The sequence below is a fragment of the Paenarthrobacter sp. TAF1 genome (genome assembly GCF_052113825.1).
Classification (GTDB): domain Bacteria; phylum Actinomycetota; class Actinomycetes; order Actinomycetales; family Micrococcaceae; genus Arthrobacter; species Arthrobacter nicotinovorans.
Genome location: NZ_JBFRDO010000007.1, coordinates 20,139 through 36,005 on the forward strand (window position 1 = coordinate 20,139; position 15,867 = coordinate 36,005).

The following is a 15,867-nucleotide window of genomic DNA, read 5'->3' on the forward strand; positions in this document are numbered from 1 at the left end:
CTCACATGGCTATCACAGTCACAGATCCCCAGCCGATCGATCGCGCCGAGGAAATCCTCACCCCCAAGGCCTTGGCCTTCATCGAGGAACTGCACCAGCGCTTCGCAGGCACCCGCAACGAACTCCTGGAGGCCCGCAAGGCCAAGCGCCAAAAGGTCGCCGAAACCAGCCGCCTGGACTTCCTTCCGGAGACCCGCGAAATCCGCGACGGCGACTGGAAGGTTGCCGAGGCACCCGCAGCTTTGCAGGACCGCCGCGTTGAGATGACCGGCCCCGCGACCCCGGCCAAGATGGCCATCAACGCCCTCAACTCCGGCGCCAAGGTGTGGTTGGCTGACCTCGAAGATGCCAGCACGCCCACTTGGCCCAACGTCATCGACGCCATCCTCAACCTCCGCGACGCCGCCCAGGGAACCCTGGGCTACACCTCCCCCGAAGGCAAGGAATACCGTCTCCGCACGGACGCTCCCCTGGCCGTTGTGGTGGCCCGCCCCCGCGGCTGGCACATGGAAGAGAGCCACCTGCTGATCGACGGCGAACCCGCCGTGGGTGCGCTGGTGGACTTCGGCCTGCACTTCTTCCACATCGCCAAGCAGCTTCTGCTCAACGGCCACGGCCCGTACTACTACCTGCCCAAGATGGAGAGCCACCTGGAGGCACGCCTCTGGAACGACGTCTTTGTCTTCGCCCAGGACTTCCTCGGCATCCCGCAGGGCAGCGTCCGCGCCACCGTGCTGATCGAGACCATACCGGCCGCGTTCGAAATGGACGAGATCCTCTACGAACTCCGTGACCACGCCTCTGGCCTGAACGCCGGCCGCTGGGACTACCTCTTCAGCATCATCAAGTACTTCCGTGATGCAGGCGAAGAGTTCGTCCTCCCGGACCGCGCCACCGTTGCCATGACGGCTCCGTTCATGCGCGCCTATACCGAACTCCTGGTCAAGACCTGCCACAAGCGCGGCGCTTTCGCCATGGGTGGCATGGCCGCCGTCATCCCCAACCGCAAGCAGCCCGATGTCACCGCCGCTGCCTTCGACAAGGTCCGCGCCGACAAGACCCGTGAGGCGAACGACGGCTTCGACGGCTCCTGGGTGGCCCACCCGGACCTCGTTCCCACCTGCCGCGAAGTCTTCGACTCCGTGCTCGGTGACCCTGCCAACGGCGGTAAGAAGAATCAGCTGGACAAGCAGCGCCCGGAGGTGAACGTCACCGCTGAGCAGCTGATCGACGTCGCGTCCGCCGGCGGAACCGTCACGGAAGCCGGCCTGCGGCTGAATCTGTACGTCGCCGTCGCCTACACGGGCGTCTGGATCTCCGGCAGCGGCGCGGTAGCCATCCACAACCTCATGGAAGACGCCGCGACCGCGGAAATCTCCCGCTCGCAGGTGTGGCAGCAGATCCGCAACAAGTCCGTCCTCGCGGACACGGGCAACACCGTGACCCGCGAACTGGTCACCCGCATCCTGGGCGAAGAAACCGAGCGCCTGCGGATCGAGTTCGGCGACGAGAACTTCACCAAGTACTACGAGCCGGCGTCCAAGCTGATCGAGGACATCTGTCTCTCCGACGATTACACGGACTTCCTCACCACGCCCGCGTATGAGCTGGTGGGCTGAGATGGGTTCATTCTCTGCATCCGACCTGGCACACATTGAGTCGCAGCTGGAGGCAACGGACCAGTTGCTTGACCGCAACTACCCCGGCGATGACGGCTCACGCCAGCCCATCCACACCGTCTACATCCCCGCCGACCGCTTCACGCCCACCTTCGTGGCAGATTGGGGCGCCCAGGCACTCGCGACGGCGGAAGCCCACGGTGGCCTCGAAAAGCTCGGTCAGCTGTTGGGCCAGGAACCGCACCTGGCTGCCGCGGTTGCCGAGCGCGTCGCCGCGAAGCTCGCTTCCGAGCCGATCGAGGACCTCCGTCTGGACTTCGAGGACGGCTACGGCGACCGCGGCGATGAGGCAGAAGACGCCGACGCCGTTGCTGCCGCCAACGCAGTTGCCGCTGCAGTTGCGGCCGGAACGGCCCCGCCGTTCATCGGCATCCGCTTCAAGTGCTTCGAAGCACCGACGCGTGCCCGCGGCCTGAAGACCCTGGACCTGTTCGTCTCCACCCTGGCCCAGGCCGGGGAACTCCCTGCCGGGCTGATCCTCACCCTGCCCAAGGTCACCACGGTGGCACAGGTGCAGGCCATGGACTTCGCAGTGTCGCGGTTGGAAGAGGTGCACGGACTCCCCGCAGGCCGGCTCCGCTTCGAGGTGCAGGTGGAAACGCCGCAGCTCATCATCGGTGCCGACGGGACCTCTCCGGTAGCCCAGCTCCCCCACGTTGTTCCGGGCCGTATCAGCGCCCTGCACTACGGGACCTACGACTACAGCGCCTCGCTGGGTATCTCCGCCGAGTACCAGTCCATGGAGCACCCCGTGGCCGACTTCGCCAAGGAAGTCATGCAGCTCGCTGTTGCCGGCACGGGAATCCGCCTCTCCGACGGTTCCACCAACATCATCCCCGTCGGTGACGCCGTGGAAGATGCCTGGAAGCTGCACGGCCGGCTGGTCCGCCGTTCCCTGGAGAACGGCTACTACCAAGGATGGGATCTCCACGCCGCCCAGCTGCCCAGCCGCTTCTCGGCGTCGTATGCGTTCTACCGCGAAGGCCTTCCCGCCGCGGCACTGCGCCTGCGCAACTACGTGGAACGCACCGAAGGCGGCGTCATGGACGAGCCCGCCACGGCCCGTGCCCTCGCAGGCTTCGTCCTCCGCGGCGTCCAGTGCGGCGCAGTGGGGACCGACGAGGTCAAGGCGCTTGCCGGCGTCGAACTTTCACAGCTGACCGCGCTTGCGCACCCGCGGCTCGCACAACCGACTTCCCACTGATAGGAGCTCCCCGCATGGGCAACTACTACTACCCGCAGGGCGGACTGCCGCCCCAGACACATCTGACCACGGAACGGGCGATCGTCACCGAGGCTTACACGGTGATCCCCAAGGGCGTGATGACGGACATCGTCACCAGCAACCTGCCGGGCTTCTCCAACACGCGTTCCTGGATCATCGCGCGGCCGATTTCCGGCTTCGCCACCACGTTCTCCCAGCTGATCGTCGAGATCGCACCGGGCGGCGGGGCACCCAAGGCAGAGTTCGAGGCCGGCGTTGAAGGCGTCATCTTCGTGACCAAGGGCCAGGTCAACCTGACGCTCGACGGCGAACTGCACCACCTCGAGGAGGGCGGCTACGCCTACCTTGCCGCCGGCGCGGAGTGGGGCCTGGAAAACGTCTCGGACGACATCGTCTCCTTCCACTGGATCCGCAAAGCCTACGAGCGCCTTGAAGGCTTCGAGGCCAAGTCCTTCGTCACCAACGAGAAGGACGTGGAGCCTACCTCCATGCCGGACACCAACGACGTCTGGAAGACCACTCGCTTCACGGACTCCAGCGACCTCGCCCACGATATGCAGGTCAACATTGTGACCTTCCAGCCCGGCGGCGTGATCCCCTTCCCGGAAACCCACGTCATGGAGCACGGCTTGTACGTGCTGGAAGGCAAGGCCATGTACTTGCTCAACAACGACTGGGTTGAGGTGGAAGCCGGCGACTTCATGTGGCTGCGCGCGTTCTGCCCGCAGGCTTGCTACGCCGGTGGACCGGGCGAGTTCCGCTACCTGCTGTACAAGGACATGAACCGCCAGGTGAAGCTCACCTAGTCTTCTGCTTGCGCCGAGATCGCCGGAAAGCTGCCAGTTCGCTGGAGCTCTCCGGCGATTTCGCGTTTCTGCGGCGTTTTCGCGTTCCCGCGGCGAAGTCAGCGGCGAACTTGGCGGCGGCCGATGGCCAGCCCGGCCCAGAAGGCGAGGACCAGCAGGCCGGCCCCCGTTACAGCCAGTCCCAGTTGGCTTCCTTTGCTCACGAATGAGCCGTTATCCCCCACGAAGACCGTGTCGCTCAGCGGCGCATAGGCAAAGAAGCCAAAGCCTGTGCTCTGGTTGTTCCACGCCACGATCAGCCCCACGATCACGGCAACCAGGCCCAGCAAAGGCACGACGACGACCGCCAGTTTCCGGGCGGGCTGCGGTGAGTGGTGTTCCCCAGGCGTGTTGTTGTCCCCCATTCGGCCGAGTCTAGCCTGCGCGGCCGCCGGCGATCCTGTACRACTCCTGCAGCAGTTCGTCGAGCTCGTCCACATCGAYCCCCTCCAGTCGGATCAGGAGCAGCTTCGGGGACTGGTCGTGATGAGGTGTCCAGAAATAGGTGTCCGGTTCCATGGCTGCGAGCGCTTCACGTTCATCGGTCTTGACCGTGACAACCCCGTCTTCCCAGATACGTGCCATCAGCGTCCTGGCGAACCAGGCGGGTTGACCCCAGCTCAAGCGTTCGCTGACACCCGGCATCTCCAGGCAGATCCTCCTGACGTCCTCTTCGGTGGCCATGGTTCACTGTGGCATTGGCGCTCCTCCGAGGACAAGACATCCCGGGCAACCCGCAATTAGGCTGGACCGGCCGCGGTAGCCCCGGCGTCGAGGGTCTATTTGCCCATCCCCAGTGTGAGTCCCTCGGTAAGTCGGCGGCCCAGCCACACGTAGATGACCAGCATGGGCAGCACCACCATCACCAAGCCTGCGAACAGTCCACCCCAGTCAGCGCCGGAGTAGGTCTGCTGTTGGACGAACGAAATCAGCGCTACCGGGAGCGTGTACTTCTCAGTGGATTGCAGCAGGGTCAAGGCCAGAAGGGTCTCGTTCCAGTGCGAGATGACCTGGAGGATGAAGGCAGTGAGGATGCCTCCCTTGGCCAAAGGCAGGGTGATGCGCCAGAAGGTTCCGAAGGCCGTGGTCCCGTCGAGGGCTGCGGCTTCCTCCATTTCCAGGGGAAGGGAACGGAAGAAGGCGGTCAGCAGGAAGACCGTGAACGGCATGGAAACCCCAATGTAGACGAGGTTCAATCCGATGATGCTGTCCGTGAGGTACACCTTGTTCAGCATCACGAACAGCGGAATCAGGATGACCTGCGCCGGAATTCCGAGGCCCAGGATGAAGTACAGGCTCAGGCCGCGGGTGAGCCTGTTGTCCACCCGGCTCAGGTAGTAGGCGCACGGCGCGGCGATGGCGACGGTAAGGACCGACGACACCACTGTGGTCAGCAGGCTGTTCCACGTGGCCACCGCGAAGTCTCCCACGGTCCAGGCCCGAACGAAGTTGCCGAAGTCCAAGGAGGCCGGCACGCCCCAGGGGTCGTCAAGAATGGCCCGTGTATCCCTGAAGGCCTGCGCCACCATCCACACCAGCGCCGCGATGCTGATCGCAACCACCAGCCACAGCAACCCCACACCGATGCCCCGGACTACGCTGCGTTCCCCCCGCAGGGCGGGACTGACACCGCGGCGTCCCCGCCTGCGGGCGGTCAAGGGAGCCAGCAGTTTGTATTCGCTCATGTCATTTCCTTTAGAACTCGACGGCGTCGCGACGCATGGCGCGGCGCAGCAGGACAACCAGGACGGAGATCAGCGCCAGGGACAACACAGCGGAGGCCGTTGCGGCACCGTAGGCAGGCGTTGACTGTCCGGAGAAGGCGTTGACGTAGGTGTAGACGGCTGCCGTCCAGCTTTGGGTGGGAGGCACCCCTGCCCCGGAGCTGCCGCCGAATACCCACACGATCTCGAAGATCTTCACCGACGAGATGGTCCACAGCACCGCACAGGTACCGAAGACATCCCAGGTCAGCGGGAGGATGACGTACCGCAGCCGCTGGAACGCGGAGGCTCCTGCCAGGGCACAGTCCTCGTAGTAGTAGGGCGGGATGCGGTCGACGCCGGCCATCAGGATGGTGGTGAAGTAACCGGTGGTGGTGCAGACCAGGGTGACCATGATGAGCGGGAAGATGTTGTCCTGTGCCAGCCACTTGGGCGGGTCCGTCACCCCAAGGGGCGCAAGGAGGCTGTTGACCATTCCGCCGGGGTTGAAGATGAAGCCGGCCAGGACACCGAACACGAGCGCGTTGATGAGGTGGGGGAAGAAGATGACGTTACGAACAACCTTCTTCCCTGCCATGTCCCGGAGGACGAGCGTCATGGCGAAAGCGAGAATGAAGATTGCGGCTCCCACCACGAACAGCAGCAGCAGGGTGTTGCCGAACGATGACAGGAACAGCGGGTCCCGGAAGATCCGGCCGTAGTTGTCCAGGCCCACGAATTTCATGGGTCCGGAGCCGGCCCATTTGTGGAGGCTGATCCACACTGCACCAAGGGCGGGAACGATGAACAGGACCGTGTACAGGACGAACGCCGGACCCACGAAGGGAACCAGCAGCTTCTTGCGCTGCACATCGATGGAGCTTCCCGGTTGGCGGCCCTGAGCTGAGGCCTTCCTGGTCACCGTTTTCCGGGACTCGGGATTCTGCAGTGCCGCTTTACCGGCGCGGGGTTCTTTCAGGCCGACGGACATCAGCCGTTGTCCTTCCAGTACTGGATCTGGGCTTCCTTCATCTTGGCCACGAACTCTGCGGCTGTGGTCTTTCCAAGGAACAGTTCATCGTCCCTGGGAAAGAAGACTTTCTCTGTGTAGCCGGGGAACGTCACGCCGTCGTTCTGCAGGTGCGTGGCCGGAGCGGCGTCGATGGCGGCTTTGACGCTTGCGACGGCGGGATCCACCGGTGCGTCCTGCCTCACCGGCAGCACCTTGGCGTCCGTTCCGAGGGCGTCCTGGTACTTGGCGCCCAGCAGGTACGCCGCAAGCCGCTGGGCAGGAACCTGGTTCTTGGATTTTGCCGGAACAGCGAAGCCGATGAAGTCCACGCGGGCGCTGGCCGGCTTGTCGCCGATGGCCGGGAACTGGAACGAGGAGTATTCGAAGCCCGGGGCGGCGTATGAACCGGTTTCGGTGGGCGTCCACGAGCCGTTGAGGATCAGGGCGGCGTCACCGTTTGCCCAGAGCTGCTGCTGCGCCGGGAACTTGCTGGCGTTGTAGCCACTGTTCAGGTATCCGCCCTTGACCAGTGATTCCACCTTTTGTGCTGCTTCAAGGACGGCAGGGTCATCCCATCCTGCGCCTGATTTGTCTTCTGCGAGGGCTTTGAAGCTGCCAGCGCCTTTGAGCCGGAGCAGCGAGGTAACGAACCAGGTGGAGTTATAGCCTGCGATATCACCATCGGCGGCAATGGGGGCTGTTCCGCCGGCCTTCAGCTTGTCCAGGACTGCAATGAATTCATCCCAGGTGGCTGGCGGCTTTGCTTTGAGCTCCGGGTGCTTGGCAGCATCGAACCAGATGCCGTCCGAGCTGATGCTGTAGGGCACCATCCAAGGCTGTCCGTCCTCTCCCTTGAAGACGCCGTTGCTGGTGAACTTCTCCGGAATCACTGAACTGACGGTCTTCCCGTCCAGCTCGTACGCGTAGACGGACGTCAGGGGGCTTGCCTGCCCGGTTTCGCCGATCACCGGAGCGAGCTTGGCGAGTGTTCCGTCCACCAGGTCCGGGACGTTGTTGGTGTTCAGCGCAGGGACGAGCTTTTCGGTGTTGCTGCGTCCCTGCCATTGGACGCTGACTTTGGCGCCGGTTTCTTTTTCGAAGTCCGCGATGGCAGTGGCGATGACCTTTTGCTGAGGTTCGCCGTCCTTCCACATCGACCAATAGTTGATGGTCTGGCCGGAAATGGACCCGGAAATATCCACGGCTTCGGCGGCCGGGGAGGCATCGGTGGCTCCGCCGCAGGCAGTGGTGGACAAGGCAAGCGCTGCACCCAACAGGGCGGCCAGCGGGCGAAGATGACGGGCTGTTTTGCCCATGGGAATCACCTTTCGAGTGAGGGGGAACCAGCCGGATGCGGTTCAGTGAGACGACTCTCACAGTCCCCGAAAGCAGGATTCAATGAGTATTTTGGAAAGTTTCTCCACCTGCCTGGCAGCCCGTGGGCGGTGGGACCCAATTAGGCATTTATTCCTCTTTTCCGGCTGCCCAACAATCGAGGAGACCTGCGCGGCGTTCCGATCGAACGAGCCCGCGCTCCGGCTCCGAGCTAAAGAGGGAAATTGATACGACTTGGAATCATTGGCGCGGGCGCCGTGGCACATTTCCATGCAGCATCCGCAGCGCGGATCAGCAACGTGGAGTTGGCCGCCGTCTGCGACCTGCGGCCTGAAGCCGCAGAGAGGGTCGCATCGCCATGGGGGGCTTCCGTCTTTGGGGACTACCTGGCCATGTACCGCGAGGCCGGCTTGAACGCCGTCATCATCAATACCCCGCACGCCCTGCACCTGGAGATGGTGCTGGCCGCAGCCGACCACGGCTTGCACGTGCTGGTGGAAAAGCCCATGGCCACCACCGTGGCCGACTGCGATCGCATGATTCAAGCGTGCCGGAAGGCCGGGGTGTCCTTGGTGATCGGGCAAATCCAGCATTTCCTTCCGGAGAAACTGGCCGCCGAGGACGTACTGGCAAGCGGCGAACTCGGACGGGTCCTGATGATCCGCGACTACCGGACCACCGATTACCGTCCGGGAACGCGGCCGGATTGGTTCTTCAGCGAGGCCATGGCAGGCGGGGGTGCACTGATGAACATCGGCGGCCATTGCCTTGACCGCTCCATCTGGTTCGGTGGCGCACCCGTTGAGTCCGTGAGCGCCTCTACCCTCAAGCGCTTCGGCGTTCCCGTGGAAACCGACGGTGCCATGGCGTTGACCCTCAGGAACGGGGTGCATGTCAGCATCTCCGTGGTGTCCGACGCCGTGCAGCGCTTGGACGAGGTCCTGATCGTGTGTGAGTACGGCACCCTGTCCTGCAGCCCCCACCATGGAACCTTGGTCCGGCGCGACGGCGTGACACGCACGGTATGGGAGCCGCGGCCCGAGGACATCCAGGAGGGTTTCTTCCTGCAGCTGCAGGATTTCATCACTGTGCTCGACGGCGGTGTCCCCAAAGTCAGTGTTGAGCACGCCCGCCACATCGTGGAGGTAGTCCTGGCGTCCTACGAGGCTGCCGGAAGCGGCCAGGCCGTGGTTCTCCTGGACAGTACCCAGGAGCTCAGTGCCCAAAAGCTCAGTGCCCAAGAGCTCAGTGCCCAGGAACTCAGTGCCGGACTCGCCCTCACGGACGCCGGTTAGGACGACCCTCCGGCTGCGTCCGTGCCATCCCAGTTGGGTGGGGTGAAAGCCCCCAGGGGATCATCCAGCACGGACGCAGTCTGGCCTGCCCCGGCCACGGGAAGCCAACTCCCGTCGAGGCCAGGGACGGCGTGCAGCTGGAACCATTCCTGAAGCCGGGAACGCATGGCGGACACCCGTGCAGCGTGCGTCGGCTCGTTCACAAGGTTGACTCGCTCGTCCGGGTCGGCCAGGAGATCGTAGAGTTCATGCGGACCGTGCGGATACCTGTGCACGTACTTCCAGTCGGTGCTGCGGATCATCCGGACGGGACCGTATTCGTCAAAGACCACGACGGCGCGATCCCCGGCCGCCGGTGGCAGCCCGCCTAAAAGCTCCGCGAAAGACTGTCCCGGCCCGTCTTCGAAGGGGCAGTGGTTTACCCCCGCCAGCTCCAGGATGGTGGCCGCCACGTCGTAGGCGGACAACAGTTCCGTCACTACAGCGCCATGCCGGATCCTGCCCGGGAGCGCGAAGATCGCCGGCACTTTGACGGAGGAATCGTAGACGTTCTGCGGAAACGTCCCGTTGCCCTTCCCCCAAATGCCGTGGTGGCCGCAATTGAAACCGTTGTCGCTGCTGAAGACCACCAAGGTGTTGTCCTGGATCCCGAGTTGCTCCAGCCGGCTGAGGACCGTCCCGATCCCGGCGTCCATGGCACTGACGGCGGCAAAGTACCCCACAAGGGCTGCACGGGTGTCTGCTTCGCCGCCGATCGGCACCCCGTCCACCGTGGGAGTCCACGGGTGCATGGCTTCCTGCGGGCAGCTGGAAAACTCACAGTCGCTGTAGAGATCCTCAAATTCCGGCGGATGCTGCCCCTTCCACGGCTTGTGGGGAGCTGTGTAGTTGAGGGCCAGGAAGAAGGGTTCGGGCTCTTGCGAGGCATCGTTGATGAAGTCCAGGGCATCGCCGGTGATCGCGTCCGTCAAGTACTCGGTGACCGTTTCCCGGTGGCTGGTGCCGCCGTCGAACCTGTACATGACCGAGCGGTCATACGGGCTGCCGCCGCCTTCCAGGGCGAACCAGTGGCTGAAGCCCTTCCGTGGAGCATCGTTGGCGCCAAGGTGCCATTTGCCGGACAGGCCCAGGCGGTAGCCGGCATCGGCGAGGTCATCCGTGAACAACCGCTGCCCCTGCAGGTAGTCGATGGCCTGGGGTCCGGTTTCGACGCCCGCCAGGTAATCGTGGACGCCGTGGCGCGACGGGATGTTCCCGGTCATCAGGCTGGCGCGCGCCGGGGAGCAGACCGGTGAGGCGCAGAAGAAGTTCTCCAGCCGCGTGCCGCGGGCAGCGAGGCCGTCCAGATTTGGCGTGTGGATTTCGGGGTTTCCGGCGCAACCCAGCGCCCAGGCGCCTTGGTCGTCGCTGAGGATGAAAAGGATGTTCGGCTTCTTGTTGGACACCCTCCCATTGCTACTGAGCCTCAAGGCAAGGAATCAATGAGCATTCCCGGTTGGCGTGAAAATACTCCGGGGATCTGACAATTACTCCTCAAATACTCTCTAAATTGTGGTGCATGATGAGAGAAATCGTCTGTCCACAGGTGGAGATGGATCATGCCAAAGAGGAAACAGGAACCGGACTCCGGTGGCGCACCCCTTCGCGACACTGCCAAGGCCAACTTGAAGTTCCAGGACTTGAGCGACGACCTCCGCAGGGACATCCTCGCCGGGACGTGGGCCGTGGGGACCAAGCTCCCCACCGAGCAGCAACTCGCGGCAGAGACCGGCCTTTCCCTGACCACGGTGCGGAGGGCCTTCGAGGACCTTGTAGGCAAAGGGCTGGTGGTCAGGCGGCAGGGCGCCGGCAGCTTCGTCGCTGCACCCCAGCGCACGCAGAAACGCTCGAGGTTCGTCATCGGCGTCCTGCTCCCGGACACGCAGCTGTACTACCCGCGCGTCCTCCAAGGGATCGAGGAACACCTCTCGGCCCGGGGCGCGAGCCTGCAACTGTCCACGTACCACTACGACTTCACGCGCGAGAACGCCGGAATCCAGTTCCTTCTGGATGCCGGAGTGGACGGCCTCATCTTGGTGCCGACGCTGACCGGCTTGGCCGATCCCCAGCAGCGCGTCGCCGAGCTCATGGCCCTTCCCGTGCCGGTTGTCCTCCTGGAGCGGAGCCTTGACGATCTGGGGCCCGGCGACCGCACGGAACACGTCTGCTCGGATCACCAAGGCGGAGCGTACGACGCCGTCATGCACCTCCACCGCTTGGGTCACCGAAAGATCGGGCTGCTCACGCGCGCGAACGAGGCCGCTCGCAGCAGCAATCCCACGCAGGCTGCGGTCATCGCAGGGTATACGGCTGCCATCACGGCGTTGGGGTTGGAGAACGACGGGCACATGGCGTTCAGCGCAACCAAGCCGGAGTGGGAAGCCGACCAGGCCGAGCACATGTTCGGGCTGCTGGCTGGCAGTGGTGCCACGGCGGCGTTGGTCTTCGGAGACCGGGAAGCCGCTCTGCTGGAAGGCGCCGCGTCCAGGCACGGGGTTCGGGTTCCCGAGGACCTCGCGCTCGTCTCCTATGACGACGAAATGGCTGACCTCGCCCGGATACCGCTCACGGCGGTTTCGCCCGCCAAGCACAGGCTGGGCGTCATGGCCGCCGATGTCCTGCTGCGTCGGCTGACCGAAGGTGACGCATGTCCGTTGTACCAAATCCGGTTGCGGCCACGCATTGTTGTCCGTGACTCCTGCGGGGCGAAGCGTTGTGAGGCCCGCTCTGCGGTCTCCGGGGGCTAAATGGCGCGCAGAGCAGGCCCCGCAACGAGGCTCTAGCGGCGGAGCTTGATGAGCTTTGTCTGGCCGCTGAGCCCAGTGGTGTCAAGCGTCAGGGTGCTCCGCCCGTCGGCGTCCGTCCCCAGGGTGCCGGCGCCCTCCAGGACGCTGGACCACGTACCCTCCGGCAAGGTCAGCGTGAGGCCGGCGGCCTTCTGCGTCGGCTCGCTGACGGCCAGGCTCAGCTCATTCCCATGCCTGGAGAACACCACGCAGGCAGGACCCGACGCCCCAAGGTCCCCCGCCATTCCGGGCTTCCAGAACGTTGCGGCCGTGGTCTTCGCGGTCTTGAACTCCACGGACTGGGCCGTAGCATCGTTGCGGATCACGCTGTACTTGTTTCCCTGCAACAGCTTCCGGGTCAGGTCTACCGATGCTCCCGGCGCCACCATGTACGCATAACTGCCGGCGACAGGCCCGACCCCGTGGTCCACGTAGAGGGTGGCGAAATTGCGCTGCTGCACCGTGGCGCTGCCGTTGATGTTGACCCCGGACCAGCTGCCGGACCGGGTTTCCCGCAACACGTGGAGCGGGGAATCATCGAGCATCGCGTACCCGCCGAATCCCTCCAGGTGCACCCAGCGCCCATCGCCCAGCACCTCAACGGTGCCTGCCGTTCCAGCGATAGTGCCCGCCGCCGTCGTGAGTGTATTGCTGCCTTGGTGGAGGTTGCGGTGGTCGACGATGGTTTCCACCTTGGCGCCCGAAGCAGTGCTGATGTCCGCGCCGAGGCAAACGGTGACGTCGCCGCTGACAAACCAGGACTTCCGCGCGGTCAGGCCCGTGCGGCCCGGCCCCACCAGATGCTGTCCGACGGCGGCAACCTCACCCAGCGCTGTGGCCCCGCTCCACTCATTCGCGGGAACGGCAGCGCCCCACTCCCCCTCCACCTTGTCCGGCAAGGGAGTGGTGTCCACCGTGATGCCGGGGAGGCGGTTGTAGTTGGCCGTGGCCCAGAACGCGTCGTCGTACTGGCCGAGGTCGGACGTGTAGAAGTAGGTCATGCCGGAGCCAGTGTGATAGCCGCGGTTGTTCTCGCCGTTGCCGCATTCGTACCAGGCAATGCGGTTGCTGGACAGGGCGAGCGACAATGCCCAGCCGGGTCCGCGGTGCATGGTGCGGTCCATCGCGGGGAAGAGCTTGTGGCCCGTAGCTTCTGCCACGGGGGCAACACCAGTAGCTTGGAGCTCCTTGACCAGTGCCGTCCTGGGCACGCTCGCACTGTTGAGGATCGGTCGATAGGTATTGCGCGCAATCCAGCCCGCGCACAAACCCCGCCATCCGGACGCCGTCGCTGGATCCATGGCCCGTGCCAGGAGCAGGATGGCCTCGATCGCCGACGCCCCCAGGTCATAGCCAGTGTTGGCCTCACGGCTGATGCTCCTGCCGCGGACGGCATCGGCCATGGCCCCGTTGATCATGACGGGCGCAAACGAGCCCTCCACGGCGTCGAAGAAGATGCTGCGCGTTGGGTCGGAAACCTCGAACGCCGTACCTCCCAGCAAGGAGAACAATTTGGACAGCCCGGTGAGCAGGACAACTCCGTAGGAACCGGTGTACGGAGTAGTGCTGTGTTGGATGAACGAGCCGTCGCGGAAAATGCCGTCTCCGCTGGTGACGTACTGCCACACCTGGCTGAGTCCGGCCACAGCATGGTTGAGTCTGGCCGGGTCCTCTCCTGCCAGGGAACGGATGATGATGCCCTGGCACAGGTCCACGCGGTTGGCGCCAACGGAGGTGATCTTGCCGCGCTTGGGCGGGAACTGCAGCCACGGGTCGGGCACGAAATGGTCGATGGCCGCGCAGTAGGCAGTGCGTTCAGCGGCCGACAATTCGGCATGCAGGAGCACCATGGCGTCGGCGAGTGCCCGGGGTACGCCGATCTCCCAGGACCACCAGTTTCCTACCTCTTCCTTCCTGTCGTTGTAGCAAAGGGTGTTGGCATCAGCCAGGCCGGCCTTGATGGCGGCAAGGACCGCGGCGTCCCCGAACACGGCCGCTGTGGGGGTGGCCCAGGCCGTGGCCAGTTGGGACAGGCGGGTGTAGGTGGTGACCATTTCTGCGTCCTTGGCCAAGGACAGGTCCGTGAACACCGAGGTTCGACCCGACGACGTGTTGAGCTTGGCCAGAGAGTCTGCGGCTTTGTTGTTCAGTGCCGTGATGGCTTTGGCGAAGTCAGGGTCGCCGGCCTGGATGACGTTGCGGCCCGTGATCTGGTCCACCCAACGGTTTCGCAGCGCTGCGAACTCCGCGGCGCCCGGTTCTGCGTCGGCCCAGGCGTTCTGTGCGAACATCGAGCTGACCACTGCCGCCAGGGAAAGTGCGCCGGCACCCTGGAGCAGGGTCCTGCGGGGGAATTGAAGTGACAAGGAGTTGCTCCTAACACTCGTGGCGGGACGGGGTCCGGCGTCCTTCGCCGGGTCCGCCACTGGCTTGGGTTGAAGTCAACGCGATGCCGAAGAGAGGAATAAAGCAGTACCTGGTCACGTCCACGTCGCCGGAAACGTGCGGGACCGCCGTCGAGACCTCCCGGGCCCCGGCTGCGGCGAACAGTTGGGCTTTCTGCACTGCTTTGCCTACGGAGCGTCGCTTGGGAGACTGTACGGGCGGCTGATTCCCGGTACGACTAACGTGGCACCAGGTGTTGGGAGATTTCGGCGGCAGAATCCCGCAGTTCGATGGTGCCGCTGGCGACACCGACGACAAGCTTGAAGCCCTTATCTGTGGTGAAGTCATGCTGATATCCGTTGACCCAAAGCAGCAGCACCATGAGTGTCCATGCGGTTCGCTTGTTGCCATCAATGAGTGGGTGGAACCGGGCGACGGACTCCAACAGCGCAGCCGCCTTCAGCGCAAGGTCGGGATAGGCATCTGTGCCCAAGACGGTTGTAGCCGGCCTGGCCAAAGCCGAGGCGAGCAGGCCGACATCGCGGATATGGAAGCCGTACCGATCAACGACTTGAAGGGCATCCTCGATGTCCAGGTATGCTGTCACGCGTCTTCAAGGCGCGTCAGGAGCTCAGCATCATGACTCATGACGAAATCAAGGCCCTCGCTGATTTCGCGTCGGCGCGCATGGCGCTGCAGAACCAGCTCTGCCCCCTGTAGCAGGAGCGCGGACTTGGATGTGTGTTCCTCGGCGGCCAACTTCTCCAGCCGTCGATCCAGGTCTTCAGGTACGCGCAGGTTCATGGCCATGCATCAATGGTACCAGAATGGTACTGATGAAGAGAGCTTCGTCCCGACTGTCGCGGACTGCCCCGGGTTCGCGGCGATCTCGCTGCAGCACCCCTTCGGTAGAGTGCTCACCATGGATGACAAAGCAACGTTGCTCAACTATCTCCGTACCCGCCGGCAGGACCTGCTGGACAAACTGGACGGCCTCGGCGAATACGATGTCCGCAGGCCCATGACCCCCACGGGAACCAACCTGCTGGGCCTGGTGAAACACGTTGCCGGTGTGGAGCTGGGATACTTCGGCGAAACGTTCGGGCGACCGAACGGACGGGAACTCCCCTGGTACGAGGCCACCGCCGAACCCGACGCCGACATGTGGGTGCCTGCCACCCAGAGCCGCGAAGAGATCATCGAGTTGCACCACTTCTCCGCCAAGCACAGCGACGAAACCATCGAGTCCCTTCCCCTGGACGCGCCGGGCGTAGTGCCGTGGTGGTCCGAAGAGAAAAAGAACGTCACCCTGCACCAGATCCTGGTCCACATGTGCGTCGAAACGGCCCGCCACGCAGGCCATGCGGACATCATCCGGGAACTCATCGACGGCCAGGCCGGCCAGCGCGCGAATGATCCCAACATCCCTCAACGGACCGCAGAAGAACTGGCCGCACACCGCCGGCGCATAGAACAGGCAGCGTTGGAAGCCGACGGGCGCTGACTTTCACAGGCACGGGGAGACCTTCACAGCCGCCGCATATGCGAGGCAAACCTCAGGCG

At 64.2% G+C, this 15,867-nt stretch carries 16 protein-coding genes; 6 read left to right on the plus strand and 10 right to left on the minus strand.

Going from position 1 to position 15,867, the window contains the following annotated elements; all coding sequences use genetic code 11:
- The first annotated feature begins 5 nt into the window (after positions 1–5).
- The 3 genes from aceB to AB4Y81_RS11705 are packed head-to-tail and all read left to right on the plus strand — an operon-like array spanning position 6 to position 3,710.
- A complete protein-coding gene (aceB, locus tag AB4Y81_RS11695) occupies positions 6–1,619 on the plus strand; it encodes a malate synthase A (RefSeq protein ID WP_441995937.1) in 1,614 nt (537 codons plus the stop codon).
- Between the two features lies 1 nt (position 1,620).
- Positions 1,621–2,883: a DUF6986 family protein gene (locus AB4Y81_RS11700; RefSeq protein ID WP_018778849.1), complete on the plus strand. Its 1,263-nt coding sequence runs from the start codon at positions 1,621–1,623 to the stop codon at positions 2,881–2,883.
- Between the two features lie 14 nt (positions 2,884–2,897).
- Complete coding sequence (locus tag AB4Y81_RS11705; protein ID WP_055972375.1) at positions 2,898–3,710, plus strand: bifunctional allantoicase/(S)-ureidoglycine aminohydrolase; 813 nt, start codon at positions 2,898–2,900, stop codon at positions 3,708–3,710.
- A 98-nt stretch (positions 3,711–3,808) separates the two neighbouring features.
- On the opposite strand, the gene AB4Y81_RS11710 is transcribed toward AB4Y81_RS11705, so the two are convergent.
- The 5 genes from AB4Y81_RS11710 to AB4Y81_RS11730 all read right to left on the minus strand — a co-directional run bounded on the left by AB4Y81_RS11710 (position 3,809) and on the right by AB4Y81_RS11730 (position 7,780).
- Positions 3,809–4,114, minus strand: a complete 306-nt coding sequence (locus AB4Y81_RS11710; protein ID WP_441995938.1) for a hypothetical protein — start codon at positions 4,112–4,114, stop codon at positions 3,809–3,811.
- Between the two features lie 10 nt (positions 4,115–4,124).
- A complete protein-coding gene (locus tag AB4Y81_RS11715) occupies positions 4,125–4,433 on the minus strand; it encodes an MmcQ/YjbR family DNA-binding protein (RefSeq protein ID WP_441995939.1) in 309 nt (102 codons plus the stop codon).
- 95 nt (positions 4,434–4,528) lie between these two features.
- On the minus strand, positions 4,529–5,434 hold the full coding sequence (locus AB4Y81_RS11720) for a carbohydrate ABC transporter permease (RefSeq protein ID WP_018778845.1): 906 nt from the start codon (positions 5,432–5,434) through the stop codon (positions 4,529–4,531).
- Between the two features lie 10 nt (positions 5,435–5,444).
- On the minus strand, positions 5,445–6,443 hold the full coding sequence (locus AB4Y81_RS11725; RefSeq protein ID WP_441995940.1) for a carbohydrate ABC transporter permease: 999 nt from the start codon (positions 6,441–6,443) through the stop codon (positions 5,445–5,447).
- Positions 6,443–7,780, minus strand: coding sequence for a sugar ABC transporter substrate-binding protein (locus AB4Y81_RS11730; RefSeq protein ID WP_431229636.1), 1,338 nt, complete (start codon positions 7,778–7,780; stop codon positions 6,443–6,445). Before AB4Y81_RS11730 ends, AB4Y81_RS11725 begins: the two co-directional genes overlap by 1 nt.
- A 243-nt stretch (positions 7,781–8,023) precedes the next feature.
- Here AB4Y81_RS11730 and AB4Y81_RS11735 point away from each other — a divergent pair, with 243 nt between their 5' ends.
- On the plus strand, positions 8,024–9,094 hold the full coding sequence (locus AB4Y81_RS11735) for a Gfo/Idh/MocA family protein (protein ID WP_275776160.1): 1,071 nt from the start codon (positions 8,024–8,026) through the stop codon (positions 9,092–9,094).
- On the opposite strand, the gene AB4Y81_RS11740 is transcribed toward AB4Y81_RS11735, so the two are convergent.
- Positions 9,091–10,539, minus strand: coding sequence for a sulfatase-like hydrolase/transferase (locus AB4Y81_RS11740; RefSeq protein ID WP_275776162.1), 1,449 nt, complete (start codon positions 10,537–10,539; stop codon positions 9,091–9,093). The genes AB4Y81_RS11735 and AB4Y81_RS11740 overlap by 4 nt on opposite strands.
- Before the next feature lie 153 nt (positions 10,540–10,692).
- Between AB4Y81_RS11740 and AB4Y81_RS11745 the strand changes: the two genes are divergently transcribed.
- A complete protein-coding gene (locus tag AB4Y81_RS11745) occupies positions 10,693–11,880 on the plus strand; it encodes a GntR family transcriptional regulator (RefSeq protein ID WP_055972395.1) in 1,188 nt (395 codons plus the stop codon).
- 32 nt (positions 11,881–11,912) lie between these two features.
- Here AB4Y81_RS11745 and AB4Y81_RS11750 read toward each other — a convergent pair whose 3' ends face one another.
- From AB4Y81_RS11750 to AB4Y81_RS11765, 4 genes are read right to left on the minus strand one after another with little or no spacing between them, the layout of a single operon-like run.
- The gene (locus tag AB4Y81_RS11750; RefSeq protein ID WP_275776164.1) at positions 11,913–14,285 is read right to left on the minus strand and encodes a polysaccharide lyase 8 family protein; all 2,373 of its coding nucleotides are present in this window, start codon (positions 14,283–14,285) and stop codon (positions 11,913–11,915) included.
- 10 nt (positions 14,286–14,295) lie between these two features.
- Positions 14,296–14,484, minus strand: coding sequence for a hypothetical protein (locus AB4Y81_RS11755; protein ID WP_144027665.1), 189 nt, complete (start codon positions 14,482–14,484; stop codon positions 14,296–14,298).
- A gap of 58 nt (positions 14,485–14,542) precedes the next feature.
- Entirely contained in the window at positions 14,543–14,911 is a 369-nt protein-coding gene (locus AB4Y81_RS11760) for a type II toxin-antitoxin system death-on-curing family toxin (protein WP_018778838.1), read from the minus strand.
- Positions 14,908–15,114, minus strand: coding sequence for a ribbon-helix-helix protein, CopG family (locus AB4Y81_RS11765; RefSeq protein ID WP_223941739.1), 207 nt, complete (start codon positions 15,112–15,114; stop codon positions 14,908–14,910). Before AB4Y81_RS11765 ends, AB4Y81_RS11760 begins: the two co-directional genes overlap by 4 nt.
- Before the next feature lie 112 nt (positions 15,115–15,226).
- Here AB4Y81_RS11765 and AB4Y81_RS11770 point away from each other — a divergent pair, with 112 nt between their 5' ends.
- Positions 15,227–15,808, plus strand: coding sequence for a DinB family protein (locus AB4Y81_RS11770; RefSeq protein ID WP_039242981.1), 582 nt, complete (start codon positions 15,227–15,229; stop codon positions 15,806–15,808).
- The last annotated feature ends 59 nt before the right edge of the window (positions 15,809–15,867 follow it).

What these genes read in the sequence shown, in the direction of transcription:
- aceB (WP_441995937.1), top strand. Translation starts at nt 6, where the DNA reads ATGGCTATCACAGTCACAGATCCCCAGCCGATCGATCGCGCCGAGGAA.
- AB4Y81_RS11700 (WP_018778849.1), top strand. Translation starts at nt 1,621, where the DNA reads ATGGGTTCATTCTCTGCATCCGACCTGGCACACATTGAGTCGCAGCTG.
- AB4Y81_RS11705 (WP_055972375.1), top strand. Translation starts at nt 2,898, where the DNA reads ATGGGCAACTACTACTACCCGCAGGGCGGACTGCCGCCCCAGACACAT.
- AB4Y81_RS11710 (WP_441995938.1), bottom strand. Translation starts at nt 4,114, where the DNA reads ATGGGGGACAACAACACGCCTGGGGAACACCACTCACCGCAGCCCGCC.
- AB4Y81_RS11720 (WP_018778845.1), bottom strand. Translation starts at nt 5,434, where the DNA reads ATGAGCGAATACAAACTGCTGGCTCCCTTGACCGCCCGCAGGCGGGGA.
- AB4Y81_RS11725 (WP_441995940.1), bottom strand. Translation starts at nt 6,443, where the DNA reads ATGTCCGTCGGCCTGAAAGAACCCCGCGCCGGTAAAGCGGCACTGCAG.
- AB4Y81_RS11730 (WP_431229636.1), bottom strand. Translation starts at nt 7,780, where the DNA reads ATGGGCAAAACAGCCCGTCATCTTCGCCCGCTGGCCGCCCTGTTGGGT.
- AB4Y81_RS11745 (WP_055972395.1), top strand. Translation starts at nt 10,693, where the DNA reads ATGCCAAAGAGGAAACAGGAACCGGACTCCGGTGGCGCACCCCTTCGC.
- AB4Y81_RS11765 (WP_223941739.1), bottom strand. Translation starts at nt 15,114, where the DNA reads ATGGCCATGAACCTGCGCGTACCTGAAGACCTGGATCGACGGCTGGAG.
- AB4Y81_RS11770 (WP_039242981.1), top strand. Translation starts at nt 15,227, where the DNA reads ATGGATGACAAAGCAACGTTGCTCAACTATCTCCGTACCCGCCGGCAG.